The 1890-nt window shown below is 71.9% G+C and carries 1 protein-coding gene and 1 pseudogene; one reads left to right on the top strand and one right to left on the bottom strand.

Annotated features, from left to right (window positions below; all coding sequences use genetic code 11):
* Nucleotides 1–590 (bottom strand): annotated as a pseudogene (locus AB0J09_RS63725) (MFS transporter); the annotation flags it as partial.
* Nucleotides 591–679: 89 nt separating this feature from the next.
* Here AB0J09_RS63725 and sucC point away from each other — a divergent pair.
* The gene (gene sucC, locus AB0J09_RS63730) at nt 680–1810 is read left to right on the top strand and encodes an ADP-forming succinate--CoA ligase subunit beta (RefSeq protein ID WP_360714106.1); all 1131 of its coding nucleotides are present in this window, start codon (nt 680–682) and stop codon (nt 1808–1810) included.
* Nucleotides 1811–1890 lie beyond the last annotated feature (80 nt).

The following is a 1890-nucleotide window of genomic DNA, read 5'->3' on the forward strand; positions in this document are numbered from 1 at the left end:
GCGGCACCGATGACCGCCACGGCGACGGCGGCGGCGACCAGGAAGGCTGTGGACGTCGCGGCCGGGGCGATCCCGGCCCACACCAGGACGGGCACCGCGCCGTACCCGAAGGCGCCGGTGATCAGGCCGACCCGGGCGGCGGGCCGCTCCGGATACCAGGAGGAGACCACCTCGCCGCAGATCCCGTAGACCAGGCCGGCCCCAAGCCCGCCGAGCAGCGCATAGCCGACGAGAGCGACCAGTCCGGGACCGGCCGGCCCTGTCGTGGCGGGGCCAGGGTCGCTGAGCGCCGCCGTGGCGAGGCCGAGGGCGCTCAGGGCGGCTCCGGCGGCCAGGCTGGTGCGGACGCCGAGGCGGCCCCGCCGTACCAGGTGGAGCGCCGGGAGGGCGCCCGCTGCCTGGCAGGCGATCCAGACGGCCAGCAGGGTGAGTCCGGTGGTCTCCTTGGCGAGGAGGGCGGCGTAGCCGTACTGGAGCGGGCTGATCGCCGCCATGGCGCCCCAGGCCAGCCAGAACATGCGCGTGCGGTCGGCGGGGACGGGTCCGGGGAGGTACGAGCGCCCGCGCCAGTCTCTAACTGCATTCTCCATACTGTATGGAATATCCAGTAGACGAGCCCCTGTCGAGACCCTAGACGGAGGATATTCCATACGGTATACCGTCTACAAAGGAGGCTCGAATGGACCTGTACGAGTACCAGGCGAAGGAGCTCTTCGGGCGCCACGGGATCCCGGTCCCGCCAGGCAGGATCGCGGCCACCCCAGCCGAGGCCCGCGCGATAGCGGACGAGCTGAACGCGCCCGTCGTCATCAAGGCCCAGGTGAAGACCGGCGGGCGCGGCAAGGCGGGCGGGATCAGGCCCGCGGCGGGACCGGTCACCGCCGAGGCGGAGGCCGGGCGCGTCATCGGGATGGACATCAAGGGGCACGTCGCGCGCAGCGTGCTGGTCGAGGCCGCGACCGTGCCGTTCGAGGAGTATTACGCGGCTTTCCTCGTGGATCGGGCTGAGGGCGGTTACCTGGCGATGGTGTCCGGCCAGGGCGGCATGGAGATCGAGGAGCTGGCGGCCACCGACCCCGACGCCCTGGTGAAGCTGCCGATCGACCCTGTGACAGGCGTGGACGCGGACACCGCCCGGCTGCTGGCGGCCAAGGCGGGCCTGCCCGACGAGGCGGCCGAGGTGCTGGAGAAGCTGTGGCGGGTCCTGGTCGCGGAGGACGCCCTGCTGGTCGAGGTGAACCCGCTGATCTGCACCACCGAGCAGCGCATCGTGGCGCTCGACGGCAAGGTCACCCTGGACGACAACTCCGCGTTCCGGCACTCCTGGGAGTACGACGAGCAGTCGGACGGCTTGGAGGCCCGCGCCAGGGCCAAGGGGTTGAACTACGTCAAACTGGACGGCCAAGTCGGTGTGATCGGCAACGGCGCCGGGCTGGTCATGAGCACGCTCGACGTGGTCGCCGGGGCCGGGGCCGCCCCCGCGAACTTCCTGGACATCGGCGGCGGCGCGTCCGCCAAGGTCATGGCCGACGGGCTGGAGATCATCCTGGCCGACCCCGGCGTGCGGTCGGTGCTGGTCAACGTCTTCGGCGGCATCACGACCTGCGACGCGGTGGCCAACGGCATCGTCACCGCGCTCGGGCTCCTCGGCGAGCGCGGCCTCGGCAGGCCGATCGTCGTACGGCTGGACGGCAACAACGCCGAGGTGGGCAGGCGCATACTCAGCGACGCCAGGCACCCGGCGGTCCGGCAGGTCTCCACCATGGACGGCGCCGCCGAGATGGCGGCCAGACTCGCGGCAGGTGCGTGATGGCGATCTTTCTGACCAAGGACAGCCGGGTGCTCGTGCAGGGCATGACCGGCGCGGAGGGCACCAGGCACACCGCCCGC

The organism is Nonomuraea sp. NPDC049784, from assembly GCF_040659615.1.
Taxonomy (GTDB): domain Bacteria; phylum Actinomycetota; class Actinomycetes; order Streptosporangiales; family Streptosporangiaceae; genus Nonomuraea.